Annotated in this window: 26 protein-coding genes and 1 pseudogene; 11 read left to right on the top strand and 16 right to left on the bottom strand. The window is 72.3% G+C overall.

What is annotated here, in order from left to right; genetic code table 11:
* The first annotated feature begins 159 nt into the window (after positions 1-159).
* On the top strand, positions 160-672 hold the full coding sequence (locus ENC19_RS21635; RefSeq protein WP_164448934.1) for a hypothetical protein: 513 nt from the start codon (positions 160-162) through the stop codon (positions 670-672).
* Between the two features lie 139 nt (positions 673-811).
* On the opposite strand, the gene ENC19_RS21630 is transcribed toward ENC19_RS21635, so the two are convergent.
* The 5 genes from ENC19_RS21630 to ENC19_RS21610 form a co-directional block, all read right to left on the bottom strand.
* On the bottom strand, positions 812-1,690 hold the full coding sequence (locus ENC19_RS21630; protein WP_164448933.1) for a carbohydrate ABC transporter permease: 879 nt from the start codon (positions 1,688-1,690) through the stop codon (positions 812-814).
* Positions 1,690-2,712: a carbohydrate ABC transporter permease gene (locus ENC19_RS21625; RefSeq protein WP_164448932.1), complete on the bottom strand. Its 1,023-nt coding sequence runs from the start codon at positions 2,710-2,712 to the stop codon at positions 1,690-1,692. The genes ENC19_RS21630 and ENC19_RS21625 overlap by 1 nt, the downstream gene beginning before the upstream one ends.
* A 10-nt stretch (positions 2,713-2,722) precedes the next feature.
* A complete protein-coding gene (locus tag ENC19_RS21620; RefSeq protein ID WP_281603821.1) occupies positions 2,723-3,997 on the bottom strand; it encodes an extracellular solute-binding protein in 1,275 nt (424 codons plus the stop codon).
* A 665-nt stretch (positions 3,998-4,662) separates the two neighbouring features.
* The gene (locus tag ENC19_RS21615; RefSeq protein WP_235944999.1) at positions 4,663-5,313 is read right to left on the bottom strand and encodes a hypothetical protein; all 651 of its coding nucleotides are present in this window, start codon (positions 5,311-5,313) and stop codon (positions 4,663-4,665) included.
* A gap of 74 nt (positions 5,314-5,387) precedes the next feature.
* Entirely contained in the window at positions 5,388-5,966 is a 579-nt protein-coding gene (locus tag ENC19_RS21610) for an RNA polymerase sigma factor (RefSeq protein ID WP_309246008.1), read from the bottom strand.
* Positions 5,967-6,046: 80 nt separating this feature from the next.
* Here ENC19_RS21610 and ENC19_RS21605 point away from each other — a divergent pair, with 80 nt between their 5' ends.
* Positions 6,047-7,291, top strand: coding sequence for a YncE family protein (locus tag ENC19_RS21605; RefSeq protein ID WP_235944998.1), 1,245 nt, complete (start codon positions 6,047-6,049; stop codon positions 7,289-7,291).
* Between the two features lie 74 nt (positions 7,292-7,365).
* On the opposite strand, the gene ENC19_RS21600 is transcribed toward ENC19_RS21605, so the two are convergent.
* Genes ENC19_RS21600 through ENC19_RS29605 form a run of 4 tightly spaced genes read right to left on the bottom strand, consistent with a single transcriptional unit; the run spans position 7,366 to position 10,533 of the window.
* Positions 7,366-8,823 carry a P-loop NTPase family protein gene (locus ENC19_RS21600; protein WP_164448929.1) on the bottom strand — a complete coding sequence of 486 codons (1,458 nt, stop codon included), beginning with the start codon at positions 8,821-8,823 and terminating at the stop codon, positions 7,366-7,368.
* Positions 8,820-9,941, bottom strand: coding sequence for a hypothetical protein (locus tag ENC19_RS29615; protein ID WP_208020979.1), 1,122 nt, complete (start codon positions 9,939-9,941; stop codon positions 8,820-8,822). Before ENC19_RS29615 ends, ENC19_RS21600 begins: the two co-directional genes overlap by 4 nt.
* Positions 9,938-10,087 carry a hypothetical protein gene (locus ENC19_RS29610; protein WP_208020978.1) on the bottom strand — a complete coding sequence of 50 codons (150 nt, stop codon included), beginning with the start codon at positions 10,085-10,087 and terminating at the stop codon, positions 9,938-9,940. Before ENC19_RS29610 ends, ENC19_RS29615 begins: the two co-directional genes overlap by 4 nt.
* Positions 10,084-10,533, bottom strand: coding sequence for a dynamin family protein (locus ENC19_RS29605; protein WP_328824349.1), 450 nt, complete (start codon positions 10,531-10,533; stop codon positions 10,084-10,086). The genes ENC19_RS29610 and ENC19_RS29605 overlap by 4 nt, the downstream gene beginning before the upstream one ends.
* On the opposite strand from ENC19_RS29605, the gene ENC19_RS31525 reads away from it, so the two are divergent.
* Complete coding sequence (locus ENC19_RS31525) at positions 10,414-10,731, top strand: hypothetical protein (RefSeq protein WP_328824352.1); 318 nt, start codon at positions 10,414-10,416, stop codon at positions 10,729-10,731. The two genes, ENC19_RS29605 and ENC19_RS31525, sit on opposite strands and share 120 nt — an antisense overlap.
* On the opposite strand, the gene ENC19_RS21590 is transcribed toward ENC19_RS31525, so the two are convergent.
* Positions 10,712-11,605 (bottom strand): IniB N-terminal domain-containing protein, encoded by an 894-nt coding sequence (locus ENC19_RS21590; protein WP_164448928.1) that lies wholly within the window; start codon positions 11,603-11,605, stop codon positions 10,712-10,714. The two genes, ENC19_RS31525 and ENC19_RS21590, sit on opposite strands and share 20 nt — an antisense overlap.
* A 298-nt stretch (positions 11,606-11,903) precedes the next feature.
* On the opposite strand from ENC19_RS21590, the gene ENC19_RS21585 reads away from it, so the two are divergent.
* The 6 genes from ENC19_RS21585 to ENC19_RS21565 all read left to right on the top strand — a co-directional run bounded on the left by ENC19_RS21585 (position 11,904) and on the right by ENC19_RS21565 (position 19,349).
* Entirely contained in the window at positions 11,904-13,082 is a 1,179-nt protein-coding gene (locus ENC19_RS21585; protein ID WP_208020976.1) for an Hsp70 family protein, read from the top strand.
* Between the two features lie 112 nt (positions 13,083-13,194).
* A complete protein-coding gene (locus ENC19_RS29600; protein ID WP_208020975.1) occupies positions 13,195-14,124 on the top strand; it encodes an ATP-binding protein in 930 nt (309 codons plus the stop codon).
* A 426-nt stretch (positions 14,125-14,550) separates the two neighbouring features.
* Positions 14,551-15,708, top strand: a complete 1,158-nt coding sequence (locus tag ENC19_RS31520) for a helix-turn-helix transcriptional regulator (RefSeq protein WP_208020974.1) — start codon at positions 14,551-14,553, stop codon at positions 15,706-15,708.
* Positions 15,709-15,758: 50 nt separating this feature from the next.
* A complete protein-coding gene (locus tag ENC19_RS21575; RefSeq protein ID WP_164448927.1) occupies positions 15,759-16,181 on the top strand; it encodes a roadblock/LC7 domain-containing protein in 423 nt (140 codons plus the stop codon).
* Positions 16,182-16,313: 132 nt separating this feature from the next.
* Positions 16,314-17,183, top strand: coding sequence for an AraC family transcriptional regulator (locus ENC19_RS21570; RefSeq protein ID WP_164448926.1), 870 nt, complete (start codon positions 16,314-16,316; stop codon positions 17,181-17,183).
* A 108-nt stretch (positions 17,184-17,291) separates the two neighbouring features.
* On the top strand, positions 17,292-19,349 hold the full coding sequence (locus tag ENC19_RS21565; RefSeq protein WP_164448925.1) for an alpha-glucuronidase: 2,058 nt from the start codon (positions 17,292-17,294) through the stop codon (positions 19,347-19,349).
* 107 nt (positions 19,350-19,456) lie between these two features.
* On the opposite strand, the gene ENC19_RS21560 is transcribed toward ENC19_RS21565, so the two are convergent.
* Complete coding sequence (locus ENC19_RS21560) at positions 19,457-20,032, bottom strand: class I SAM-dependent methyltransferase (RefSeq protein ID WP_328824318.1); 576 nt, start codon at positions 20,030-20,032, stop codon at positions 19,457-19,459.
* Between the two features lie 141 nt (positions 20,033-20,173).
* Here ENC19_RS21560 and ENC19_RS21555 point away from each other — a divergent pair, with 141 nt between their 5' ends.
* Positions 20,174-21,058, top strand: a complete 885-nt coding sequence (locus ENC19_RS21555) for an AraC family transcriptional regulator (protein ID WP_164449114.1) — start codon at positions 20,174-20,176, stop codon at positions 21,056-21,058.
* Between the two features lie 69 nt (positions 21,059-21,127).
* On the top strand, positions 21,128-21,721 hold the full coding sequence (locus ENC19_RS21550) for a TIGR03086 family metal-binding protein (RefSeq protein ID WP_164448924.1): 594 nt from the start codon (positions 21,128-21,130) through the stop codon (positions 21,719-21,721).
* A gap of 129 nt (positions 21,722-21,850) precedes the next feature.
* Here ENC19_RS21550 and ENC19_RS21545 read toward each other — a convergent pair whose 3' ends face one another.
* The 5 genes and pseudogenes from ENC19_RS21545 to ENC19_RS21525 all read right to left on the bottom strand — a co-directional run.
* Positions 21,851-22,309, bottom strand: coding sequence for a GNAT family N-acetyltransferase (locus ENC19_RS21545; protein ID WP_164448923.1), 459 nt, complete (start codon positions 22,307-22,309; stop codon positions 21,851-21,853).
* A gap of 53 nt (positions 22,310-22,362) precedes the next feature.
* Positions 22,363-22,728: a DsrE family protein gene (locus tag ENC19_RS21540; RefSeq protein ID WP_164448922.1), complete on the bottom strand. Its 366-nt coding sequence runs from the start codon at positions 22,726-22,728 to the stop codon at positions 22,363-22,365.
* A gap of 41 nt (positions 22,729-22,769) precedes the next feature.
* Complete coding sequence (locus ENC19_RS21535) at positions 22,770-23,312, bottom strand: carboxymuconolactone decarboxylase family protein (protein WP_164448921.1); 543 nt, start codon at positions 23,310-23,312, stop codon at positions 22,770-22,772.
* Between the two features lie 102 nt (positions 23,313-23,414).
* Positions 23,415-23,648, bottom strand: a complete 234-nt coding sequence (locus ENC19_RS21530) for a response regulator transcription factor (RefSeq protein WP_164448920.1) — start codon at positions 23,646-23,648, stop codon at positions 23,415-23,417.
* A gap of 232 nt (positions 23,649-23,880) precedes the next feature.
* Positions 23,881-24,878 (bottom strand): annotated as a pseudogene (locus ENC19_RS21525) (hypothetical protein); the annotation flags it as partial.

Raw genomic sequence — 24,878 nt, 5'->3', positions numbered from 1 at the left:
TGCGGCGGTGACCTCAGTCGACGCCCACCCGGGTGTACGGCTCGGCCGGCAGCTGAACAAGGGCGGCAAAGCCGGGGGAATCTACCGATTCAAGTTTCGGCTGGCCGTGCTGGAGTGGGGTCATCGGCGGCAGGCGGTGCCGCGTCGGAGGGATGACCTATGGAGATCCTCAGCAGGCTGGTAAAGGCCGCGATCGTCGGTGCGGCGCTCGCCACGCTCGTGGCGTGCGGGGGTGACGCGGGCACAGGTTCTTCGACGCCGGGGGACAAGCCGGGCGACGCCCGGACCGCCGACGATGCGGCAGGCTCTCTGACCGAGCCGGAGGGCGACGAGTGTGAACGCCTCACCACCGACGAGGTCGCGGACGCGATCGGGGCCCACGACGGTGGCCAGCACGACTACCAGCTCGGCGGTTGCGTCTGGACGGCGACCTCGGGTGGGCAGGCGCTCCACGCGTCGGTGCTGTCCAAGGACGAGTACGAGGCGGTGGCCGAGATCGGGGAGCCGGTAAGCGGATCGGCCGAGGGTGCGGTCTACGACGACACTCACGGCGAGCTGTGGTTCCCGTGCGGCGGCGGGGAATTCTGCGGCATCAAGGCCGACATCGGTGACTCGGACCGGCGCAAGGAGGTCGCGTTGCGGATGGGCACGGTCCTGCAGGGCCGGGTGTAGCAGGCGCCGCACCGGTGGCGCAGCCTGACCCACGAGCGCACCGGACGCACCCGACACGCCCGGCTCGCCTCGGTCAGACCTGAGTCTGGACCGGGGCGGCCGGGCGCGCCGAGGAGTTGTTGCCGCGTCCGCTGACGGATCAGCCCTTCACGGCTCCGGTCAGTCCGCCGACGATCCGGCGTTGGAACAGACTGAAGAACACCAGTGCCGGGATCATCGACAGGGAGGTGAACGCCAGGACCTTCGCCGTGTCGACCGAGTACTCCGAGGCGAAGGCCTGCACGCCGAGGGGCAGCGTGAAGGTCTCCTCCCGGTTCAGGATGAACAGCGGCAGCAGGTAGCCGTTCCAGCTCTGGATGAAGGTCAGGATGGCCACGGTGATGACGCCCGGCATGGCCAGCGGGAGCACCATCCGCCAGAAGAAGCCGAGTCGGCTGCAACCGTCGATCGAGGCGGCCTCCTGGATCTCGTCGGGGATCGCCCGTACGAACGGGACCAGGATGATGATGGTCAGCGGGATGCCGAAACCGATCTGCGGCAGGATCACCCCCGGCAGCGTGTTCATCAACCCGAGCGTCTTGACCAGGATGTACAGCGGGGTGATCGCCACGGTCAGCGGGAACATCAGACCGGCGGCGAACAGCGCGTACATCGCCCCCCGCCCCCAGAATCGGTAACGCGCGATGATGAAGCTGGTCATCAGACCGAGCGTGACCACCCCGGCCGTGGTGGCCAGGGCCACGATGGTGGAGTTGGCGACCTGCTGCCAGAAGGTGCTGCCGGTCAGCACGTCTAGGTAGTTCTGGGTCTGCCAGGTGGTGGGCAGTCCGGCCGGGTCGGTGGTGATCTCCGCGTTGGTCCGGAAGCCGCCCAGGATGATGTAGACGACCGGGGCCAGCATCGTCGCGATGAGCAGCAGTGCGACGAAGTACACCGACGGGTCCGTCCAGCTGAACGGCTTCTTCGACCGGGATGACCTGCGCGGTGCCCTGCGTCCGGCTACGGCGGTCACGGCCATCAGCGCCTCCCTCCGGTGATCGCGCCCTCGGTGTCCCGGCGCAGGATGAACCGCTGGTAGAGCAGGGCGGCGAAGAGCGAGATGAAGAACAGCACCACGGCGACCGCGTTGCCGTACCCGTACTCTCCGGCGTTCCGTCCGTTGGCCACCATGTAGGTGGCCATCGTCGACGTCCCGGCGGTCGCCGCCACGTACTGGCCCCAGATGATGTAGACCAGGTCGAACAGTTGCAGGGCGCCGATCATCGACAGGAAGGCCCAGATGCGGATCGTCGGCCCGAGCAGCGGCAGCGTGATGCGCCGCTGGATCTGCCAGTACGACGCGCCGTCGATCGCCGCGGCCTCCGTCAGTTCCTCCGGGATGCCCTGGAGGCCGGCGAGGAAGAGGATGACGGCGAAGCCGATGTACTTCCAGGTGAGGATGCCCATCAGCGTCCAGATCGCGATCTTCGGATCGGCCAGCCAGTCGTTCTGGAGCCAGCCGAGCCCGATCTTGCCGAGGACGGCGTTGACCACGCCCTCCCCGTGCAGCATCAGGCTCCAGCCGGTGCCGACCACCACTTCGGCGATCACGTACGGGATGAAGACCAGCACCCGGATCAGCGTCTGCCCCCGCATCTGCCGGTTCAGCAGCAGGGCGAGCAGGATGGCCGCCGGCCCCTGCAGCAGCAGTGACAGCACCACGATGATGCCGTTGTGCCGCAGGGCGTCGATGAAGGTGCTGTCTTCGAAGATCAGCAGGTAGTTGCGGAGGCCGACGAAGTCCTCAGCGGGCCCGTACCCCTGCCAGCTGAAGAAGCCGTAGTAGGCGGCCATGGCCACGGGAAGGATGACGAAGGACAGGAACACGATGAGTGTCGGCCCCGTCATCAGTGCGATTTCCAGCCGGGCGGCCCAGCCGATGCCCTTGCGCCGGCGGCGCCGGGCCGGGGGCGACACGACCGGCGTGTCACCCCCGACCTTCGTCAGACCCGGTGTCGGGTCCGGCGCGAGCCGTACGCTCTCGTGTTGCGTTTCAGACATGGCGGTTGGACTACTGTGCCCTCTTGGCGGCGTCCTTGACCGCGTTGACGATGCTCTGCGGGTCCCCCTTACCGGCCAGCATGTTCACCACGGCGGTGTTCAGCGCGTTGCCGACGTTCTGCCCGTAGACCGTGTCGAGCCACTGCGAGACGAACGGCGCCTGATTGTAGGCGGCCAGGATGGACTGCAGGTGCGGCTCGGTGACCGCGGCCTGCGCCTCGCTGTTCACCGGCGGCGCGTTGAACGCCTCGTAGTAGGCCTTCTGCACCTCGGTCTTCGCGATGTAGTTCAGGAAGGCGGTGCACTCGGCCTTGGGGGCCTGTGCCGAGCAGGAGTAGCCGTCGACACCACCGAGGATCGCGCCGGGCTGACCGGCACCGCCCTCGATGCTGGGGAAGGGGAACCAGCCCAGGTCGGGCAGCGGCTTCTGGTCGGGGGTCAGGGAGGCGATGACGCCGGGGTTCCAGGCGCCCATGAGTTCCATCGCCGCCTTCTTGTTGGCGAGCAGACCGGCGGAGCTGCCGGCACCCTGCTGGGCCGAGGTGGTCAGGAAGCCGCTGTTGAACGGCTCGGTCGCGGCGAAGTTCTGCACGTCCTGGCCGGCCTTGAGCCAGCAGGGGTCGTCGAAGGTCATCGTCTGACCGGCCTGGGTGATGGTCTCCGAGCTGCACTCCCGCAGCGCGAAGAAGTAGTAGTAGAAGGCGGCCGGCCAGGCGTCCTTGGCGCCGAGCGCGATCGGCTGGACGTCTGCCGCCTTCAGCTTGGCCACGGCGTCCTGAAGCTCGGTGAGGGTGGCCGGCGGCTGGGCGATGCCCGCCTTGGCGAACAGGTCCTTGCTGTAGAAGAAGCCGCCGGGCAGCACCGCCACGGGCATGGCGTAGACCTTGCCCTCGATCGTCTGCGCGGTGAACGATCCCTCGGAGATCACCTTCTTGGTGTCGTCGGTGATCGAGTCGGTGATGTCCATCAGCTGGCCGGCCTTGACCATCGCGGCCATCTTGCCGCCGCCGCGCTGCATGAACACGTCCGGTGCGTCGCCGGAGTTGAGCGCGGTCTGCAGCTTGCCGTCCAGGTCCTCGTTCTGGATCGACTGGATCTCGATCTTCACGTTCTGGTTCGCGGCCTCGAAGTCGGCGACGGTCTTCTCCCAGAAGGCCTTGCCCGGGCCGGTGCTGGCGTTGTGCCAGAAGCTCATCGTGACCGAGCCGTCACTGTTGCGGCCCTCCGAGTCGCCACCGCCGCAGGCCGCCGTCGCCAGGACGCCGGTTGCCAGGGCTACCGACACAGCCAGTAGTTTTTTCGCCCTCATCAATCTCCCTCTCTACCGAGTCGCCCCCTGAAACATCCCTGGGGCGAGCCGCTGGCCGGAACATGCACCACGGCGACGCCGAAGGGTTGTCTCTCGTCGACAGGCGCTGGTCCGGGCTCGACTCGCGGTCGCATCGCGATCAACCTCGGAGTGACCCAGGCCACCGACGGCCAAAACGGTCGCAGACTTGTCCGAAAAAAACAAGACACGTTTCCGAAACTTCCGTGACCTAGGGCCTGAGGTGGCGACCTCCCTGGTCAGTCGGTCTTGCCGACGGCGGTAGCAGGGCCGCCACGACCGTGGCTCTGTGTGACAGCGTGTTCGCGCTAACAAGCGCTGCCCCGCATTGGGGTCGGAATCGTCCGGTAGCTGAACCGAGCGGTCCTCCGCGCCGCTGCGGCGGCCTGGACGCTGCCGTCCTGGTCCCGGAAAAATCCCGGTAGGAGTTCCGCCGCCGTCACCCGGTCCGCAGGAGGGAATCGTTGTCGGCCCGTTACGAAGGTGATACCGGACCGCAGCGGGCGAGCCAGCCGGGGAAGCGCGGAGCAGATTGGTTGATCACGCTTACATCCGCAATTCGGCGAAAGCGTCATCGGCATCGGATGACCGTGACGAAACGCGGAAAACCGGCGGGTACCGCGTCACTGGAGTGTGGTGGCGATCGCGACCGCCTCCGCCAAGGTCAGGTCGCCTTCCAACCGATACGTCACCCCGGCGTCCTCCCAGATCAGGGTCGCGGCGGCGAGGCGGCCGCTCGCCTGGCGGACAACCCCGTCGCGGTCGATGTAGGAGATCGGGTGCGGTCCGCCGATCCAGATCGCCTGGGCCGCACCCACCTGCGTCCACTCGGCGTCCGACCCGCCGGCCTGCTTGACGAAGACCGGATCGAGGCGGCCGTCGAAGATGTCCAGGCGGAGGGTGCCGGCCCGGTAGAGCAGGCTCGCCACCCGGTGCCCGCCGGTGTCGTCCGGGTCGGCCAGCAGGACCTGCTCGGGTGGGCCCAGCACGGTCGGCGTCCGGATCGGGAAGCGCACCAGCCGCCGCGCCTCGTCGAGGGTTGCGGAGCGCTGCCCCGGCGGCGGCGACGGGACGCCCGACGGCGGCGCCCCGATCGGGGAGGCGCTGATGGTGACCCCGGCGAAGCGCAACAGGCCCGCCATCGCGTCGGCGAGCGCGGCCCGTCGGCGGCAACGCCGCCACCAGCAGCGCGGCCAGGGCCGCCGCCAGCACGTACCGCCAACGCCGTCGGCCGGTGTCGCGGCCGGCGGGCGGCGCGGCGGCCAACCGGGCACGGACCCGGGCCGTGACGTCCGGTGGCTCGGGGGTCGCCAACCAGGCGGACAGGTCACGCAGCTCCCGCTCCAGGTCATCCACGGCTGACCTCCTCGACGGCGAGCAGACCGCGCAGTTTCACCAGCGCCCGCGAGGTACGCGACTTCACCGTTTCCCGGGGCCAACCCAGCATGGTGACCGTCTCGTCCTCGGTCAGGTCCAGCAGGAAGCGGCAGACGATCACCTCCCGGTCCCGGGGCGGCAGCGTCCGCAGGGCCCGCACGAGGGCGGCCCGGCGCTCCCCGGCGAGGACCGCGCCTACGGCGCCGTCCTCGACGATTTCCGAGCCCGGTGCCACCCGCGCCGCGCGCAGCACCAGCCCGTCGCGCCGCTGCCGGGTGCGGTGCAGGTTGCGCGTCTCGTTGGCCACGATCGCCAGCAGCCAGGAGCGGAACGACGATTCGCCGCGATAGCGGTCGAGCTTGCGGTACCCCTTCACGAACGCCTCCTGGATGACGTCCTCGGCGTCGGAGCCCGCGCCGAGCAGCACCGCGGTGCGGTACGCGGCCGCGGTGTGCCGGGCGACCAGGGACTCGTACGCCGCCAGGTCACCTGCCTGCGCGCGGGTGACGAACTGCTCGTCGTCCAGGGCAACCTCCGGTGGGATCACCACTACTGACACCGCCCAGGCCGAACGGGTTCCATCAGGTCGAGGGGGAACCCGGGCCGCTCCGGCGGTGTCACCGGGTCATGATGGCGAACACGACGATCTCGCGGCGTACCCTGCTGACCACCCTGGCCGGGGTCGGAGCCGCCACCCTGGTCGGCTGCGACTCGACCCCGGCCGCCGCCGACCCGCTACCGGACCCCCTGCTCGTCACCCTCGACGGCGGCCTGACCGTGTTGCGGGGCACCGACCGGCAGTCGATCGGCGCCGGGGTGGCCACCGCCGACGGGCGGCTGGTCTGGACCGCCGTGGCCGACGGAGCCGACACCCTCCTGTGGCGCGTCGACGCCGGCCGGGGCAACGCCTCCGAGCGGGTACGGCTGCCGGGCCGGTGGGTGCCGCAGACCACCTCCACCGACGGCACCCGGCTGGCGCTGACCACCGAACACCTCAGCGCCACCGGGGACCGTCCCGCCGGGCGCGACCAGACACTCGTGTTGATCGCCGACGCCGCCGGGGTGCGGCAACGGCTGCGGCTACCGGGCACCGTCGTACCGGAGGCGTTCACCCACGACCTGGCCGGACTGTTCGTGCTCGAATGGTTGCCGCCGGCCGCACCGGACCGCTACCGGGTACGTCTGGTCGACCTCGCCACCGGCGTCGCCGGGCCGCTGCTCACCCGCGCCAAGACGGCGGTTCCGCCGGGCGCGGAGGAGGAGATGCGCGGCGACGGACGGCAGGCGGTGCTGGCCCCGAACCGCACCGTGCTCTACACGCTCTACACCCACCAGCCCGACCACCAGCACACCCGGGACCGGATCAGCGGCCGGCCGGGCCGCGACGTGCACGCCTTCGTTCACACGCTGCACCTGGAACAGCGGTGGGCGTACTGCGTGGACCTGCCGCACCCGTTCGGGGAGGGCGGCGCCGACGGCCACACCATGGCGATCACCCCCGACGGCGGCCGGCTCTACGTCGCCGACGTCGGCTCCGGCGCCGTCGCGGAGATCTCCACCGAGGAGCTGACCGTACGCCGTGTCGCAGCCCTCGCCGCCGGCGGTGCTCCGGCGTACGCGGCGGCCTCCACCGAGCGGCTGTTCCTCGGCGCCGGCACCGCCGTGCGGACCGTCGACCTGACCGGTCTCGCCGTCACCGCGGAGCGGGCGACCGCCGACCCGGTCGGCGGCCTCGTGCTCAGCGCCGACGGCACCCGTCTCTACCTGGGCCAGCGGGCGGCGGTGTGCTGGCAGGATCCGGTCACCGGCGGCGAACTCGGCCGCGCCGCCGTGCCCGGCCTGGTCGGCCTGCACGGTCCCGCCCGGCCCGCCTGACCGGGTACCAGTCTCGGCGCGGCCGGTCGTCGTCTTCGCCCGGCGCGGTCCGGGAACGTTCGTGGACACGGGCCCTAGCGGGCGTGGGCGGCGGCCAGGTCGGCGAGCAGGCCCTCGCAGCTGCGGGCCACCACCCGCGCGCCGCGGCGCTGCGGCAACGGGAGTCCGGGGTCCTCAGCCCGTTCCCGCCACCGCCAGCGCGCCTCGGCGGCGGTCTCCCACAACCACGCCAGCGTCGCCTCGGGGGCGATGCCGAGCCGGGCCGCCGGGTCGTCACCGTCCCCACCGACCAGTCGCCGTGCCTCGGCGGCCAACTCGGTGTCGAGGCCGAGCCGGCCGTCGCGCAGCGCCGCCAGCAGCCGCGACTCGGCGAACTCGTGCGCACCGGCGAGCAGCTGCTCCAGCGCGGTGAGCAGGTCGCCGGTGGCCGGACCGGGTTCGTCGCGCAGCAGCGCCTCCACCGCGGTCAGCGCCGACCGGGCCTTGAGCACGTGCCGGCGGTCGACGAAGAGGCGGTTGAGGGACTCGCGTAGCTCGCCGAGGCCGCTGCGCCGGACCAGCTCGGCGGCCAGGGCCACCCGGTTGTCGCAGCCGGTGCGGACGAGGGTGGTCGCCAGGCGGATCCCGACCACACCGAGTCGCTCCAGCAACGCGCCACGGGTGGCCGCGTCCAACCCGGCCGGTGGCTCGCCGCGGGCGAACCGCTCGGCGGAGAGGAGGTACGGCTCAAGCTCGGCACGCGGCATCCGGGACAGGGTCGCCAGCGCGGCGAAGTCGGTCTCGCCGAGTACTCGACCGGCCAGGCCGAGCAATCCGCTGCACGGCACCACCGTCAGGCACAGCGCGTCCACGTGCGGGTCCCGCAGTGCCCGCCGGGCGAGCTGACGGGCACCGAGCAGCGCGTCGACCCGACCACCACCGGACTCGTCCACCCGGGACAAGACCATGATCGTGTGAACCGGTGCCGCCTGCCCCACGACGCCCTCCCGGGTCTCCGCCAGGATCCGCAGGTCGGCGCCCCTGGCGTCGCGGGACAGGTACAGCAGCGCGTCGGCCTCCCGCAGCACCCGGCTCAGCACCGGATCCGCGGTCGGCTCGTCGGTCGCGCCGATCGCCGGGGTGTCCAGCAGGGTCACCTGCCGCAACGAGCGTGCCGGCCACCGCACCACGATGTCGCGCAGCTCTCCGGCCCGCCAACCGGTGAGGTCGACCCGCATCCCGGTGCCGGAGCGCAGCACTGCCAGCCGCTGCGGCGGATGACTCGTGGAGTATCCGGTGGCGTCCGGCTGCGGCCCGTCCTCGTACCAGGTGAAGGCGCTCCCGTCGACCGGGGCCACCTCCTCACCCATCAGGGCGTTGAGCAGCGTCGACTTTCCGCTGCGCCAGCCACCGACGACGGCGACCCGCAGCGGCTGGTCGTAGCGGGCCAGTTGGTGCCGCAGCAACTCGGTGGCGCGGGGGTTGTCGCGGTAGCCGTGCAGCGCCCGGTGCAGCAGATCCCGGACCACCGCGTCCAGCCGCGCGCCGGTCATGCCAGTGACGCCGGGCGGGCGGCGGTGACCTGCTGCGCCTGCTCGTACAGCTCGGCCAGGCGGATCATCCGCTGCTGGATCTCGCGTTGCCGTCGTTCCCGAACCGCCGCGTCGGTGTCGGCCGCCTCCTTGGCGCTACGCAACGACTCGATGATGGCGGTCTGCAACTCGTCGGTGAGCGCGGCGAAGTGGTCCCGCAGCACCCGTTGCGCCCGGCGGGCCGCGTCCCGGCTGTCCTTGCTGACCTGGATGAAGAAGTCGTCGACGTGCCGCTGGACCGCCGCCTTGACCGTGGCCTGCCGGCGACGCAGCAGCTGCTTGCCCTCGTCGCGGATGCTCTTGCCACCGAACAGGGCACCGGCGCCGATCGAGATCGGGTTGATCATCGGCAGGCCGGCGAGCGTCAGCGCCAAGCCGAACATCAGCAAACCGCCGTAGGAGCCTTTCATGCCGGTGAACACCTTCTGGCCGACGGTGAACCGGTCGACGGTGGGGCGTTCCAGTTCCGGCACCGCAGCGCCGTACTCCACCGAGGCGGTCAGCGGCCACGGCGGCAGCGAGCCGTGCCCGTACCGGGCGAACGACTCGGCGACCCGTCGGGCGATCCAGTCGCACCGCTGGACCAGCCACCGCCGGTTCGCCGTGGCCGCCTCGACGAGGCTCTGTTCCAGCCACTGCGCGACGGCGTCCCACGCCACCAGCGGGTCGGCGGTCTCGAACGCCTCGTCGACCATCCGCAGGATCTGCCGGGTGCGCTCGCGCAGGTCGTGCTCGACGTCGGAGATCAGATCGGCCATCTCGTCGGTCAGCGTGTTCTGCCACCGGGTGGCACACCGGCGCAGCTCGTCGACCTCCCGCTGCGCCGCGTGCAGCCGGGCCATCGGTGCGGACTCCTCGGCCGAGCGCTGGTCGGTCAGTTCCGCCCGCAGCGGCGCGGCGAGCTGCTCCACCACGGTACGCGCGGTCAGCACCACGGCGGCTCGGGCCAGGGTGTCGGGCTTGGCGGCCAGATGCCGCCGGAGCAGGGCGATCAGCGCCGGGAAGCCGGACTCCGCGTTGAGCGCGTGGTCGTCGGTGGCGGCGGCGTGCAGGCGCAGCGCGGCGGACACCGGGATCAACGGGACCTGCACCCGGCGTCGGCCAGGTGCCGCCGGTTGCGGTCGGCCACGGCCCGCCAGTCCGGCACCAGGTCCGTCTTGGTCTGCACCACGGCCACATTGGAGTGCGACCTGGTGAGGTGCAGCAGCATGTTCAGCTCGTTCACCGACAGGTCCCGAGTGGAGTCGGTGACCAGCAGCACGGTGTCCGCGCGGGCCAGGGCGGCGACCGGGGTGCCGGCACCCACGGCGGCGACGTCACCGCCGCCCGGCATGTCGACGAGCACCACGCCGGCGCCGAGCAACGCCCGGGGCAGGCCGATCTCGATGTACGCGGGACCGCCGCCGGGCAGCCGACCGGTGCTGCCGCCGACTCCGCGGCGATCTGGTCGGTCGGCACCGGTGCTCGTCGCACGGCCGGCGGATCGGCGGCCGGCGGCGTTCCCGGCCTCGACAGCGGCGTCTGCACCACCGTCGCCGAGGCGACCTCGGCGTGCCGCAGCACCGTCGGCAGGACGGTGGTGGTTCCGTCACCGACCGGGCAGACCGGCGCGTTGACGATCGCGTTGACCAGCTGGCTCTTTCCCTGGTTCGGCTCGCCGACGACGAGCACGGTCAACGTCGGATCGAGCAGGTGGGCGCGCTTGAGGCGAACCGCCTGAAGCAGGTCGCCCCGACCGTGTTCCTGGCACGTGCGGGCGATGTCGTCGAGCGCGTCGAGCCAGATTCCCGCCATCACCGCACCAAGTGTGCTGAATTCGGCGCAATTATCAAGTGCGAGGCGGCGGGTGTCAGAGGAGACCGTCGGTGAGGCCCAGCACCCCACCGGTCGAGGTGGAGGCCTCGCCGTGGGTTGCCGTGTCCCCGCTCACCGAGCCGCTGACGCCGCCGTCCAGCAGCCCCTTCGTGCCGCCGGTGACGTTGCCGGTCACCCCGCCCAACAGGCCGTCGACCTGCCCGGTCACACCGCCCACAGTGGAATCGAGATCCAGCGACGGCACCACACCACGGGTGTCGCCGGTCAGGCCCAGCCCGCCGAGGGTGTCGTCGACACCGAGCGAGCCGACCAGGTCGCCGACCTGACTGGTGGTGCCGGGAAGCAGACCCGACGTGGTGTCCAGCAGCCCGGAGCCGGTGCCGTGCACCGCCGACGCGGGGTCACCCACCGTGCCGGTGACGTCACCGAGTGCCGGCTCGGTGACGCGATCGATCGGGGCAACCACGTCCGCGTCGAGGGTGTCGGCCACGTCGTGCACCCCGGACAGGTCCACACCGACCCCGGTGGGGGTCACGCCGACGCCGACACCCGGGAAGACACTCGCCCCCGCGGTCACCGTCGAGGGGTCGACGGCGATGGTGCCGAGCACCCCGACCTTGACGTCCACCCCGGAGTGGGAGCTGCCGACGCTGATCTGCTGGGCCACGGTCTGCAACTGGCTGATCGCGTCGGTGGCGTCACCCACCAGCGGATCGAGGCCGAGCTGTCCGGTGACCGGGGCGACCGGGGCCAGCCCCTGCACCGGGGCGTAGTCCACCACCAGCGGCACCACGTCCTGGACGTCGGCGGCGGTGATGTCGCCGAGGCCGGCGGCCCGCAGCGCGCCCTCCGGGTCGAGGTCGAACGCCGACCGGGCGTCCGCGTCGGTCAGCAGGTTGAGCACGAAGTCGTGCAGGGTCTGGTCCATGGTGGGGGTTCACTCCTCGGCGAAACGTCAACGACCGGTGATCGCCGACGACGCTACGGGCGGTGCCCGGGACCGGGCATCGGGGACGATCCCGCAATCCGACCCGTTCGATTAGGGGCGACGGGACTCTCGTACGTTAGGGGGAGTGGGGGACCGGCGCCCGCCGAAGTTGGGGCTCCTGATGCCGGAGTGATCTCTGGTACGAACGTAGGAGCCCACGGGGTTCCCCCGGGGCGGCCCGCATCGGCGGGCCTGTCCGGCCCGCCCCCACGGCCGACGCGGTCAAGGAAGAAAGCAGATGGCCTACGTGCTCGGGATCGACATCGGCAACACCAGCACCGTCGCCGCGGTCGCCCGCCACCGTGACGGGCACTGGGGTCACCCGGAGCCGGTCGCCCTGCACCCCGGGCCGGGCCCACTGCCGTCGACGCTGCTGCTGTCCACCGACGGGACCTTCACCCTCGGTGAAGGCGACGAGCCGGAGCGTACCGCCCGGGGAGTGCTGAGCCGGGTCGGCGACGATGTGCCGCTGCTGCTCGCCGGCGAGCGGTACCGGCCGGAGACGCTCGTCGCGCTGCTCGCCGCGCACGTGGTCGACCAGGTGCACGGTGCCCGGGGCGCGCCGGCCGAGATGATCGTGCTGAGCCACCCCGCGTCCTGGGGTCGGTACCGTCGCGATCTGCTGCACCACGCCTTGTGGGACTACGGTCTGGGTGCGGTGACGCTGCTGCCCCGCACGGTCACCGTGGCGGAGGGTCACGCCGTCCGGGGCTTCGCCGGTGCAGTCGCCGCCGTGTACGCGCTCGGCGGCGGCACCTTCGAGACCGCGCTGGTCCGACGCAACGACCGGGACCGGTACGAGACCGTCGGCGTCCCCGCGACGCTTTCCCGGCTCGGCGGCACCGACTTCGACGAGGCGCTGGCCGCGCACGTACGGTCCGTGCTCGCCCGGGACCTGGCCGCCGCCGGACCCGGTGCCCGTGCCGCCCTGCGGCAGCTGCCCGTCGAGTGCGAACGTGCCAAACGGGAGCTGACCGTCGGGTCGCAGACCGACGTGGCGTTGGCACTGCCGGCCGGGACCGTCCGCGCGCCGGTGACCAGACTGGAGTTCGAGGAACTGATCCGGCCGGCCGTTCGGGCCACAGTGGAACTGCTGGCGCAGGCCGTCCGCGCCGCCGACCTGACACCCGCGCAACTCGACGGCGTGCTGCTGGCCGGCGGTGCCAGCCGCGTGCCGCTGGTCGCCGAACTGCTCGCCACCGCCGGCTTTCCGGTGGAGACCGCGCCCGACCCACAGCACACCGCCGCGGCCGGCGCGGCCGCCGCCGGCACCCGGATCCTGTCCCCACGCCCGCTGCCGGCCGGCCCGCCGCCACCGGCCGGTCCACCCGCGACCGTCGGCACCCCGCCACCGTCGCAGCCGCCTCCGTCGGTTCGACGGCGCGCACCGCCGGCCTGCTCCCGGCCGACGACCTGACTCCGTCCGACGAGCCGCCGCCCCGCCCGCCGATCCGCTACCCGCCCCTGGACCTGCCGAAGCGATCCCGCCGGAAGCTGGTACGCAGCCCGGGGCACGAAGGATGACCGCAATGATGCCGAGCGCCGTGGCGGACAGCCCGCTGGTCCTCGCCGCCGACGCGACCGACCTGCTCGACGCGATCACCGCGGAGCCGGCGGCACCGCTCGCCCTCGGGGTGACCGGACCGGGCGGCCACGGCCGCACCACCTACCTTCAGGAGGTGGCCACCCGGTACGCCCGGGCCGGTGTCGCCGTGCACACCGAGGTGCCGGCCACCGACGACGCGTACGCCCCCGACACGGTGCTGCTGATCGACGACGCGCACCTGCTCGACGAGGCCCGACTGCGCACGCTGCGGCGACTGGTGGCCGACCGTCGACACCGCATAGCGATCAGCTACCGCCCCTGGCCGCGACCGGCGGCCCTGACCGAGCTGACCGACACGCTGCACCGCGAGGGACGCCAGCTCCTGCTCACCCCGTTCACCCGGGCTCGCACTGCCGCGTACCTCGCCGCCGTGCCCCGCCTCGGCCGCCGCGCCGACCTGGTCGACTACGTGCACAGCCAGACCGGCGGGGTGCCCCGGCACGTGGCATGGCTGACCGACGGGCTGCGCGAGCAGGAGACGGTCGGTGTACCGAGCGACCTGCCCCGCCAGGTGGTGCTGCATCTCGGTCCCGACCTGGAACAGCTGCCCGCCGACGCGCGGCGGCTGCTGATCGCGCTGGCCGCCGGCGTTCCGCTGCCCGCGGAGGCACTGCGCCCGCTGCTGAACCGCGAACCGGCGGAGATCGACGACCTCGTCGCCGAGGCCCGGGCTGCGGGCCTGGTCGGCGCCGACGGCCGACCCACTCCGCTGGTGCGCCGGGCGGTGACCGTGCTGAGCCCGGCCGCCGACCGTACCGCCGTCTGGCACCTGCTCAGCGAACTCGCGTTCAACCGGGGGCGCACCGGTGTTGCCGCTGGTGCGTTCGCTGCTGGCAGCCGGTGTCGCCGGTGACTGCCCGGCCGGCACCCTGGAGGCGGCGGCGGAGGAGGCCCTCGGCGGCGAGCCGGCGCTGGCTGCGCGCCTGTTCGCCGCGGCCGGTGCCGCCGGTCGACCCACCGCCGTCCGGCAGGCGGTCGCCGCCGCTCTGGCCGGTGACCTCGACCTGGCGTTGCGGTTGGCCGACCGGCTGCTCACCACGGGGCGCCGGACGGCCGGGCGGAGGCCGCGCTGGTCGCCGCCACCGCCCTCGCCCACCGTGGACAGACCGACCGCAGCGTGGAGTTGTACCGCTGGTCCGGCGGGGCAGCGCCCACGCCTTCGCGACCGTCGGCGCCCTCGCCACCGGCCGACCGGCCGGCACCCCGAACCCGTCGCGGACGGTCCGCCGACGTTGCCGGCCGGTGCCGCCCGGCTGATGGCCGACGGGGGTACGCGAGCGTGCACGGCACCCCGTCGGCGGCCCTGTCCACTCTGGTGCAGGCGGCGGCCCTGCTGGAACCGGACGGGCGGGCGGTGCTGCTGCCGGACAGCCCCGCCGCGCTGGCGGCGCTGACGGCCGTGCACTGCGGCGAACTGGACATCGCCGAACGGGTCCTGGACCGGGCCCTGACCAGCGGTATCGGTGGGCCGCTGCTGACCGGCCGGCACCGGCTGCTGCGTGCCTGGATCCTGATGACGCGGGGGCGGATCGCCGCGGCGAGCGAGCAGCTCGCCGAGGCGAGCGCCGGCGTCGCGCTCGGACCCCGCGACCTGCTCTTCGCCGCCGGGCTGACCATGGGTATCGCCCGGCGCGTCAGCGACCTCGGCGCGTTGCAGCGCGAATGGGTGCCCGCGTTGGAGGCGGTGGTCCGCCACCCGGTGGACCTGTTCACCCTGCTGCCGTTGGGCGAGCTGGCCATCGCCGGTGCCCGGCTCGGTGACCTGGGCCGCCTGCAGCCCTACCTGCGCGACGCCCACGAGCTGCTCGGCCGGCTGGCCGACCCGCCCCTGTGGCGTACCCCGCTGCACTGGAGCGGACTGCACGCGGCGATCCTCACCGACGATCCGGCCGCAGCCGACGGGCACGTGACCGCCCTGGTGGCCGCCGCCGGCCACAGCCGGTACGCCGCCGTGGTGGCTGCCGCGGCCGAGTGCTGGCTGGAGGTGCTGCGCGGCACCGTCGACCCGGTCCGGGTCGAGGCGGCCGCCCGGGGCCTGCACGACACCGGCCTGTGCTGGGACGGTGCCCGGCTGGCTGGCCAGGCCGCCATCCGCACCGCGGATCGGCGGGCGATGACGACGTTGCTGGACTGCGCCCGGGCGCTGCAGGGTCGGTCCGCCGCCGAGGACCGCAAACCGGCAGCCGGTACCGTCTCGCACCGGCTCAGCGACCGGGAGCGGGAGGTGGCCGAGCTGGTGGTCGCCGGTCTCACCTACCGGGAGATCGGGGACCGGTTGTTCATCTCGGCCAAGACTGTGGAGCACCACGTGGCCCGGATGCGTTCGCGGCTCGACTGCGCCAACCGCACCGACCTGTTGGCCCTGCTTCGAACCATCCTGGCCGAACCGTCGTACACCACGAACGGACAGCCGTGGCCCCGACGGGCCGTGAACTGAGCCACGGGGACCGGTCCGGATCACCGGTTCCGTAAACGAGAGGACCTGCCATGACTTCTGCGGTGGCCACCGCCGACAACCTCGGCCGCGCGCTCGACAACATCGTCGACCGCGTGCCGGGTGCCCAGTTCGCGGTGGTGCTCTCCCCGGACGGGCTCCTGCTGGGCGCCTCCCGGGGCATCGACGACGAACTCGCCGGCCAACTGTCCAGCATGGTCTGCGGGCTTCAGGCGCTGGGCCTGGCCGCCGCACGGGTCTGTGGTGACGGCGAGCTGCACCAGGTCGTGGTGCAGATGTCGCGGGCGTTCCTGTTCCATGCCACCACCGGCAACGGGGCCGTCCTGGCCGTCGGCATCGACGGCGACGCGGAGGTCGGCGACATGGCGTACGAGGTGGCCATGTTCGTCGCGCAGGCCGGTGACCACCTCCCGGTGTACCTGGAACCGGTGGCGCAGCGCGTCGCGCTGCACTGACTGCGACGTGGGTCGCCTCGGGTGCCGGTGCGTCGAGCCTCGCCACCCGCTCCCCGCGTGATCGGATCGGGCCAGAACGATCGGGCACTGGCTGGGCGGACGGGCCAGGCTGGATCTCGAAGGGGGGGTCCCATGATCTCGGCACTCAACCGGCTCGTCGATCTCGTCGAGGAGCACCTCACCGAGGAACTCGACGTCACCGGGGCGGCTCGGGCACTCGGCACGACCGAGTACCACCTGCGTCGGATGTTCTCCTCACTGGCCGGCATGCCGCTGTCGGAGTACGTGCGCCGGCGGCGGATGACCGTCGCCGCAGCCGACGTCGTCCGCGGCGAGGACGACCTGCTCGGCATCGCGGTGCGGTACGGGTACGGCTCCACGGAGGCGTTCGGACGCGCGTTCCGGGCCGTCCACGGTGTCGGCCCCGGTGAGGTACGCCGTGACGGAGGCCCCCTTCGTACCCAGCCACAGCTCAGGTTCCGCCTGACCGTCGAAGGGAGCGTCCCCATGGACACCCGCATCGTCGAGCGCCCCGCGTTCCGGCTCATCGGACACGCCGCCCGGGTTCCGCTCATCCACCACGGCGTCAACCCGCACGTCCAGCGGCACGTCACCGGCCTGCCGGCCGAGGAGCACCAGCGGCTCAAGGAACTCGGTGACACCGAGCCGGCCGGTCTGCTCCAGGTCACCGACGACGTCGCTCCCGACGCCGTCGAGGGCACCGAGCTGACCTACCTGCACGGGGTCGCCGTCACCGGCGACACCACGGTGCCCGAGGACCTGGACAGCATCGCGGCGCCGGCCGGCACGTGGGCGGTCTTCCGGACCGCCGGAGCGTACCCGCAGACCCTGCAGCAGACCTGGGCCGCGACCGCGGCCGAATGGTTCCCGTCGAACCCGTGGCGGCTGCGGCCGGGCCCGTCGATCGTCGCGATCCTCGACCGCGCGGCCGACTTCAGCACCGCCACCTGCGAGCTGTGGCTGCCCGTCGAGCCGGCCTGACGGGGCTGATCGAAGAGCCGGTGGGCACCCCGCGCGGTGGTGCCCACCGGCTGCCGGAACTTCCGGAAGTATCTTGACGTGTTTGGTGGGAACGTTACGATCTGCGCGATGACCGCCCCCGCCCCGACCGACGTCCACCCCGCCTGGTTGCCGCCCGAGGCGTTTCGCGCGATCGGCTCCCGGCACTGCCTCGTACTCGGTGACGGAGGGCTCGTCGACACGGTCGTCACCGAGGTCGAGCGGGCCTGCGCCGAACACGGCGGCAGCGTCCGGCGAGAGGCGGAGGGGCCACCGCCGAGCCTGGTGCTCGCCCTGGTCCCGGCCGTCGGCGACGGCGTCCCGGCCGAACTGGTCGCCGCCCTTGCCGAGGTCGACGCGGCCGGTGCGGGGCCGCTCGGCCCGGAAGGCTACGCCCTGGCCCGCCACGGCGAGGTCACGGTGCTGCTCGCCGACCAACCGGCCGGGCTGCTCTACGGGCTGTTCCACCTGACCCGCCTCGGCGAGTCGGCGTTCGGCGCGCCGCAGGCGGCACGGTCGCACCGTCCCGCGATGCGCCGTCGCATGCTCGACCACTGGGACAACGTCGACGTGCACCCGGTGATGGGGCAGGTCGAACGCGGCTACGCCGGTGGGTCGATCTTCTGGCAGGCCGGCCACCCCCGCCGCGACCGGGCCCGGGTGCGCGCGTACGCGCGACTGCTGGCCGCGTGTGGGATCAACGCGGTGGCGGTGAACAACGTCAACGTCCACGCCACCGAGGCGCGGCTGCTCACCGAGCGGCTCGACGACGTCGCCGAGATCGCCGACGAGTTCCGCCCGTACGGCATCCGGGTGCACCTGTCGGTCACCTTCGCGGCGCCCGTCGTCCTCGCCGGCCTGCCCACCGCCGACCCCCTCGACGACGCGGTGCGGGCCTGGTGGGCCGGGACCACGGCAGCGGTGTACGCCCGCATCCCCGACTTCGGCGGCTACGTGGTCAAGGCCGACTCGGAGGGACAACCGGGCCCGTTCAGCTACGGTCGCGACCACGCCGACGGGGCGAACCTGCTCGCCGAGGCGTTGGCTCCGCACGGCGGTGTGGTGCACTGGCGGGCCTTCGTCTACAACCACCGGCAGGACTGGCGGGACCGCTCCACCGACCGGGCCCGGGCCGCGTTCGACCACTTCGCCCCGCTCGACGGCCGCTTCCGGGACAACGTCATCGTGCAGGTCAAACACGGCCCGATGGACTTCCAGACCCGGGAGCCCGTCTCCCCGGTGATCACCGCGATGCCCGGCACCCGGATGGCGGTGGAGTTCCAGGTGACGCAGGAGTACACCGGCCAGCAGCGGCACGTGTGCTACCTGGCCCCCTGGTGGAGCGAGGTGCTGCGGTTCGGCTGGGGCGACGACGGACACACCGTCGCCGGTGTGGCCGCCGACGGCGGCGGCCTGGTCGCCGTCTCCAACGTGGGCGACGACCCGTTCTGGACCGGACATCCGCTGGCCCAGGCCAACCTGTACGCCTTCGGCCGGCTGGCCTGGGATCCGCGAATGCGACCGGCGGAGCTGCTCGACGAGTGGATCGAGCTGACGTTCCATCCGGACACCACCGCCGACCCGGACCTGCTCCGCCGCACCCTGCACGAGATCATGGACGACTCGTGGCGCACCTACGAGCGCTACACCGCTCCGCTGGGCGTGGGATTCATGGTGCGACCGGGCCTGCACTACGGCCCCGACGTCGACGGATACGAGTACAGCCGGTGGGGCACGTACCATTTCGCCGATCGCGACGGTGTGGGCGTGGACCGTAGCCGGGCCAGCGGCACCGGGTTCACCGGCCAGTACCCGCGGCCGTGGTCCCGGGTGTACGAATCCCCGGAGACCTGCCCCGACGAGGTGCTGCTCTTCTTCCACCACGTGCCGTACGAGCACGTGCTGCACAGCGGTCGCACCGTCATCCAGCACATCTACGACACCCATTTCGACGGGGTGGCGGAGGTGGAGGCGGCCCGCCTGCGGTGGACGTCGCTGGTCGGCCTGGTGGACGCGGCGGTGCACGCCCGGGTGACCGAGCGGCTCGACGAGCAGCTGCGCTGTGCGCGGGAGTGGCGCGACCAGATCAACGCGTACTTCCACCGCAAGTCCGGGGTACCCGACGCGCACGGCCGGCCCCTGCACTGAGCCGGCCTGCGGTGCCGGCCGGTGTCGTCCGGCTCAGGGTGCCTCGGCGCGGTAGCAGGCGAAGCGGCCGAACCACGCCTTACCTCCGCCGTTCCTCGCCACGCCGGTCAGGCCGGTGTCGGCGAGCGCGGCCAGCACCCGCTCGGGAAGGCTGGCGGCCACCCGGGCGTTGCGGTGCGCCGCCGCGCCGCCCCGCCCGGAGGGGGTGCCGTCGATGTCGAGCACGTGCAGCTCACCGCCGCTGCGCAGCACCCGCCTGGCCTCCGTAGCGCCCGGGCGCGCTCGTCGTCGTCCAGGTGGTGCAGCATGAACGCGGACAGCACCCGGTCGACGCTGTCGTCGGGTAGCGGCAACGCGCCGGCGAACGCCTGCTCGTACCGGATCGGCAGCCCGTACCGGGCGGCCTTGCGGCGGGCCCGGCGCAGCGCGGCGGGGTCCGGGTCGATGCCCAGCGCGTCGATGTCCCGCAGGCGACGCCCGAGCGCGGTCAGCAGGTTGCCGGTACCGCAGCCGATCTCCAGGATCCGCTGGTCGGACCGGAGGTTCGCCCGGTCCATCAGCTGTCCGTGGATGCGCCCGATACCGGCGAGGCGGGAGAACGGATCGTAGAGCGGAAGCAGCCAGTGCTTACCCATGCCGGGCAGGTACTGCTGCGCGTCGGTGTGATGGGACTGTCCGGTCATGTGCGGCTCCGATATCAGATGAAGTTTGGTCGTACTCTCAGCGTCATGGAGCGCGACACCGTGGACAATGGCGTAACTGTGGACCGGATGCGACAAAGTTCGGTTCCGGCGGCGCGCGCCGTCGGGGTGACCGGGCAGGGCGTGCCGGTCATCGGGTTCGACCGGGTGGCCGGCCTCGCCCCGGTGGCCGTGGCCCGCCTCGCACCGGGCTCGCCGGTCACGGGCCCGGCCGCCGGCGGCGCGCACACCCACGACTTCCTGGTGCTGTGCTACGCGCACCGCGCCGACGGCAGGCTGGTGATCGACGGCCGCAGGTGGACGGTGACCGACGGGGATCTGTTCGTCATCGCACCGGGGCAGGTCGTCTCCTTCCTCGACCCGATCGAGACCACGGTCACCGACGGATGGGCGGTGTGGTTCCCGACCGACGTGGTGCGGCCCGGAAGGTCGGGCGCCTACGCGTCGTGGCGGTCGCACCCGTTGCTCCTCCCGTTCGCCCACGGCACCGACCGGGCCCAGCGGCTGCGCGTCCCGCCGTCCGACCGGGCGGGCTGGGTCGAGCGCTTCGTCTCGCTCGACACCGAGTTGCGCGCCCGGCGCGACGGTCACCAGGAGGCCGCCCTCGCCCACCTGACCCTGTTGCTGGTGGCCGCCGCCCGGTTGCCGGCCGGGGTCGCCGACCAGCTGCGGTCGGCGGAGGAGCCGCTGCTCGCGGCCGTCTTCGACATCATCGAGCGGCGTTACCACGAGCCCATCTCACTCGCGGACGTCGCCGCCGAACTGGCACTCACGGCCGGGCATCTCACCACCGTGGTACGCCGCAGGACCGGCCGGACCGTTCAGCAGTGGCTCGCGCAGCGTCGCATGCAGCAGGCCCGCCTGCTGCTCAGCGACACCGACCTGACCGTGGCGACGATCAGCCGCCGCAGCGGGTACCCCGACGTCAGCTACTTCATCAAACGCTTCCGAGTCGAACACGGGGTCACCCCGTCCCAGTGGCGCCACGCCACCCCCGGCACCTCCTGACCGGCCGTCGGACAGTTCTGTCGGTCCCGCCGCGTAGCGTGCGGCAGAGTTCGCGACGAAGGAGGAGAGATGATCGACAGTGCCGGCAGCCCGGATCTCGCGCCCGCAGCCCGCGCGTTGCAGGCGCTGCTGCCCGGGGTCACCGACGACCAGCTTCCCGATCCCACTCCGTGTGCCGGCTGGACGGTCGGTGATCTGCTCGACCATCTCATGGGGCTGACACTCGCGTTCCGGACGGCTGCCGAGAAGGGACCGGATCCCGCACCGGACGGTCCGGGTGAGCCCTCGGCTGACCAGCTCGACCCGCAGTGGCGCAAGCTACTGCCGGGGCAACTCGACGAGTTGGTTGCCGCCTGGCGCGAGCCGGCCGCCTGGACGGGCGAGACCGCCGTTGCCGGGGTGCGGCTGCCGGCCGAGATCATGGGCGTCGTCGCGCTTGACGAACTGGTCGTGCACGGTTGGGATCTCGCCCGCGCGACCGGGCAGCCGTACGACGTCGACGACCGGACCCTGGAGACGGTCCACCGCCTCGTCTCCCAGCAGGCCAGCAGCGACGGCACGCCCGGCCTGTTCGGCCCGTCGATCGCCCAGCCCGACGACGCTCCGCTGCTCGATCAGGTTCTCGGTCTCACCGGCCGCAGCCGTGACTGGGAGCCGTCCTAGCGTTCGGAGCCCCGGCAGCATCGCCTCCTCCTCACGCGCTGCCGCCTGGACTTCCTCCCGGCCCCGATGTTCGACAGGCATCTGGTAGGTGGACAGCTGGAACGCCTCGCCCGACCACCTGAATGGCCGTCAACGGCCGCACCGGTCCGGGCGCTCCCAGGGCCAGTCGGTGGCGATCCAGTCCGCGACGGCGGTGGCGAGCGGTACGTCCAGCTCTGCGCGGTCGGCCCGCACCCAGGACTGGACGGTCACGTCGTACTCCGCCGAGGCTGACGGGTAGAGGTAGACGCAACCGATGACGTCGCCGTTGCCCGGGTCGAGGACGGTGAAGGTGAACCCGGTGCCGTTGACGAAGTCGTCGGCATGACGGCGCAGATCGGCAAGGTTCTTCTCCAGCGACATGCCGCTCGGCGGCGGCCAGTTGCCGTCCGGGTAACCAGGCGTGGCACGGATGTGCTCGATGCTCGACATCCACGCGGCGTGATCCGCCACGTTGTGCTGCGGGCCCAGCGGTTCGAGGCGGAACCGGTCGGTGACCAGCGACGTCGGTGCAGCGAAGCCGGCTGGTACGAAAGCGTCCGAGGTCATGGGTCGGGAACCTACCGTTCGTGCGGGCCCGCTCGCACCCGACTTTGGACCGGTCAGTAGCTGAATGTCGCGACAGGGTCGTCGCCGATCCACTGCCACATGGGTACGGTGCCGCCCAACTCGGCGTTGGCTATCAGCTGCCCCTTGTCGAGGCCCCGCGCATCGAAGCAGATGGGGCAGACCAGGAACGTGCCCGACGCCGCGACGTATCGCGCGACGAGGCTGTCCAGGGGTGGACAGCCGGCGCAGGCGACGGCGGTGGCGACACCGTCGAGCGCGAGGCGAGCGGCCTCCTTGGTCAGGAACATGAGGGTGGGTCGACCGGACTCCGCCGCGCCGACGGCCACGAGGAAGGCGACGGTCACCCGCTCGGGATCCTCCAGGCCGGTGGTGAGACTGACTACTGCCTTGTTCGCCATGACATCCTTCCGTCTGTCGTTCGGATCCTGTCGTTCAGGACTCACGGTCGGGCCGCTACGACGGCGGCGATGGGTGCCAGCTCGGGATCGGGCACGGTGCCGGCCGCAGCCAGGGCTCCGGCGAAGAAGCGGCGCACGCAGACAACCAGGATGACCTGGAAGATGTCCGTCTCGGACAGCCCATGCCCGCGCAGCGACTCGATCTCCTCGGCCGATGCCGACGACGGGTCCGTGGCGATCCGGGCCGCGAAGTCCATGACGGCCACCTCGGTTTCGTCCAGCCCGGCAGCGTGGTGGTCGGTGAGCACGGCGCGCAGCTGAGTGTCGCCGAGGTGCCGGTCACGCAGCACCGCCGCGTGTGCGAGCACGCAGTAGCGGGCCCCCATTGCGCTGGCCGCGGCCACGGTGACCAACTCGTAGCGGCGCTCGTCCATCCCGCCGCGCACCGCCGCGCCGAGCCCGATCCACGCCCGGTAGGCCTGCGGCGCCAGCGCGAAGACCCGCGCGTACGCCGGGACGTAGCCGTGCCGGTCGGCCTCCGCCGCGTAGAGTGCCGACTCGGCGGGTGTTCGCAGGTGCGTCATGTGACGGACGCTAGGGTCCTTCGGTCGGCGCGTCCTGGGGGATTACCCCTAACTTGGCGTTACGCCGGGGGCAGCCGTCGGGCGGCCCACCGGATCGTGTGCTCAGCCGACGAGGCCGCGTCGCCGTGCTGCGGCGACCGCCTGGCCGCGCGTGGTCGCGCCGAGTTTGTCGAGCACGGCTGCCACATGGTGCTCGATGGTCTTCGGTGCCAGGGTCAGCCGGCTGGCGATCTCGGCATTGGTGAGGCCCTCCGCGAGCAGTCCAAGCACCTCGGCCTGACGTGGCGTCAGCCCTGCGGCGTTGGCGGCGCTCGCCGGCCGTGGACCGCGCGGCACCCCGGCACTCCGCGCCTGCGCAGCGCGGCCGCAGACTCTGGGCCGGTCGTACGGCGTTCAGGCGGTCCAACTCGCGCAGCGCTGCCACGGCCGCCGCGCGGTCCCCGAACGTGAGCGCCTGGACCGCGCGGTACGCGTCGCCGCGCGCCCGCCACACGGCGGCCGCTCCTCCCCAGTCGCCGCTCATCAACAGCCGGTACGGCCGCACGGCGGGCGTGGACGCGACGACGGTTTAGGCCGGTTCGTTGGTGGCCCGCCACCGCCAGAACGCGAGCTCGTCGACGAACCAGGGGTGTCCCCGGTCGACCGCGAGCCGAAGCGCCGGACGTAACTGCCGAGCAGCCGCTTCGGCCCCGCCATTGAGCAGGTGAAACTCGGCCCACGCGGCGTAGACCGGCGCCATCCGCTGAAGTTCACCGGTGGCTGACGCGGCAGCAACGGCCCGGGTCAGGGTCGCAGCCGCGTCCCCGCCCCGCGCCGCGTCGACCCGTCCCTTCGCGACCAGTGCGGGAACGGTCGCCACGCTGGCCACGCTCGCCCGGTCCAGCGACTCGGCCGCGTCGGACAGCGCGCCGTCCCAGTCGCCCCGCCCGACCCGCAGCACCGCCCGGACACCGAGCAGGTACTGCACGTAGCCACCCAGCTCGTGCGTGTCCGCGTACCGCAGCGCCTCCTCCGCCGCCGCATGGGCGGTCGCGTAGTCGCCGACCTGCTCATGGCAGGTGGCCAGGTTCACCAGTGCGCGTGCGGCGTCATCGACGCGTCCGGCGCGCGCCGCGGCGGTGTGCGCTGCCCGCAGAGTGGCCCGGCCCGCATTGTGGTCGGCGAACATCCGCGCCGTGCCGATGTTGATCGAGGCGTGCACCGACGTCGCCGGGTCGTCGAGCTGGTCGGCGAGCCGCCGTGCCCGCTCCCCCCACTCGACCGCCTCCGGGATCCGGTGCGACAGCATGTGTAGTTGCGCCAGATTGCTGTATGCCATCCCGAGCGCCTGGCTCGGGCCGAGCGGTGCGAGCACCCGTACGGCTCGATCGGCGGCGTCACGCGCCTGCTCCGCCTGCGCGCTCCACCACGCCAGCCGGGACAGCCGGCGCAGGGCTTCGCCGAGCGCGAACGGGTCCCCGAGCCGCTCGCGCTCGGCGATAGCGGCGGTGATCGGCTCCAGGCCCTCGGACGCCATCCCGGCCAGGTAGGCCTGCTCGGCGTACGACTCGAGCAGGCTGATCCGGT

It is taken from the genome of Verrucosispora sioxanthis, assembly GCF_010560025.1.
GTDB lineage: Bacteria > Actinomycetota > Actinomycetes > Mycobacteriales > Micromonosporaceae > Micromonospora > Micromonospora palythoicola.
The sequence above is the reverse complement of the archived record's forward strand: the minus strand, read 5'-3'. Positions and strand labels throughout refer to the sequence as shown.

What these genes read in the sequence shown, in the direction of transcription:
- ENC19_RS21590 (WP_164448928.1), bottom strand. Translation starts at nt 11,605, where the DNA reads ATGGACCAGACCCTGCACGACTTCGTGCTCAACCTGCTGACCGACGCG.
- ENC19_RS21535 (WP_164448921.1), bottom strand. Translation starts at nt 23,312, where the DNA reads ATGACGCACCTGCGAACACCCGCCGAGTCGGCACTCTACGCGGCGGAG.
- ENC19_RS21545 (WP_164448923.1), bottom strand. Translation starts at nt 22,309, where the DNA reads ATGACCTCGGACGCTTTCGTACCAGCCGGCTTCGCTGCACCGACGTCG.
- ENC19_RS21605 (WP_235944998.1), top strand. Translation starts at nt 6,047, where the DNA reads ATGGCGAACACGACGATCTCGCGGCGTACCCTGCTGACCACCCTGGCC.
- ENC19_RS21635 (WP_164448934.1), top strand. Translation starts at nt 160, where the DNA reads ATGGAGATCCTCAGCAGGCTGGTAAAGGCCGCGATCGTCGGTGCGGCG.
- ENC19_RS21550 (WP_164448924.1), top strand. Translation starts at nt 21,128, where the DNA reads ATGATCGACAGTGCCGGCAGCCCGGATCTCGCGCCCGCAGCCCGCGCG.
- ENC19_RS21570 (WP_164448926.1), top strand. Translation starts at nt 16,314, where the DNA reads ATGATCTCGGCACTCAACCGGCTCGTCGATCTCGTCGAGGAGCACCTC.
- ENC19_RS21565 (WP_164448925.1), top strand. Translation starts at nt 17,292, where the DNA reads ATGACCGCCCCCGCCCCGACCGACGTCCACCCCGCCTGGTTGCCGCCC.
- ENC19_RS29600 (WP_208020975.1), top strand. Translation starts at nt 13,195, where the DNA reads ATGATGCCGAGCGCCGTGGCGGACAGCCCGCTGGTCCTCGCCGCCGAC.
- ENC19_RS21560 (WP_328824318.1), bottom strand. Translation starts at nt 20,032, where the DNA reads ATGACCGGACAGTCCCATCACACCGACGCGCAGCAGTACCTGCCCGGC.
- ENC19_RS21540 (WP_164448922.1), bottom strand. Translation starts at nt 22,728, where the DNA reads ATGGCGAACAAGGCAGTAGTCAGTCTCACCACCGGCCTGGAGGATCCC.
- ENC19_RS21625 (WP_164448932.1), bottom strand. Translation starts at nt 2,712, where the DNA reads ATGTCTGAAACGCAACACGAGAGCGTACGGCTCGCGCCGGACCCGACA.
- ENC19_RS21585 (WP_208020976.1), top strand. Translation starts at nt 11,904, where the DNA reads ATGGCCTACGTGCTCGGGATCGACATCGGCAACACCAGCACCGTCGCC.
- ENC19_RS21630 (WP_164448933.1), bottom strand. Translation starts at nt 1,690, where the DNA reads ATGGCCGTGACCGCCGTAGCCGGACGCAGGGCACCGCGCAGGTCATCC.
- ENC19_RS21600 (WP_164448929.1), bottom strand. Translation starts at nt 8,823, where the DNA reads ATGACCGGCGCGCGGCTGGACGCGGTGGTCCGGGATCTGCTGCACCGG.
- ENC19_RS21575 (WP_164448927.1), top strand. Translation starts at nt 15,759, where the DNA reads ATGACTTCTGCGGTGGCCACCGCCGACAACCTCGGCCGCGCGCTCGAC.